This is a genomic window from Mycobacterium mantenii (genome assembly GCF_001667865.1).
Classification (GTDB): domain Bacteria; phylum Actinomycetota; class Actinomycetes; order Mycobacteriales; family Mycobacteriaceae; genus Mycobacterium; species Mycobacterium mantenii_A.
This window is the reverse complement of sequence record NZ_LZJP01000052.1, coordinates 1-599: the sequence shown is the minus strand read 5'-3', so window position 1 is coordinate 599 and position 599 is coordinate 1. Positions and strand designations below refer to the sequence as shown.

The following is a 599-nucleotide window of genomic DNA, read 5'->3' as shown; positions in this document are numbered from 1 at the left end:
CTCGAGCCCGGGATGACGCTGCTGGACATCGGTTGCGGCTGGGGCGCCACGCTGCGGCGGGCCATCGAGAAATATGACGTCAACGTCATCGGAATCACGCTGAGCCGCAATCAGTTCGAGTACAGCAAGAACAAGCTGGCCGCGTTGCCGACCGACCGCAACATCGAGGTGCGCCTACAAGGCTGGGAAGAGTTCGAAGACAAGGTCGACCGGATTGTCACGATCGGCGCCTTCGAAGCTTTCAAGATGGAGCGCTACTCGGCATTTTTCGAGCGCGCGTACGACATCCTTCCCGATGACGGCCGCATGCTGTTGCACACGATTTTGGCGTATTCCCAAAAGCAGCAGCATGAGCGCGGTGTTTCGATCACGATGAGCGATTTGCGCTTCATGCGATTCATCGGCCAGGAAATCTTCCCCGGCGGACAGCTGCCGGCGCAGGAGGATATCTTCAAGTTCGGTGAGGCTGCTGGCTTCTCGATCGAACGGGTGCAGTTGCTGCAGAAGCATTACGAGCGGACCCTCAACATATGGGCGGCCAATCTGGAAGCCAATAAGGACAAGGCGATCGCTGTCCAATCGCAAGAGGTCTACGACCG

General features: G+C 58.3%; 1 protein-coding gene. It reads left to right on the top strand.

Features of this window, described 5'->3' with window-relative positions; translation table 11 throughout:
* Positions 1–599: class I SAM-dependent methyltransferase (locus A5688_RS08590; protein ID WP_068268124.1), on the top strand; the 599-nt coding region annotated here is incomplete at both ends.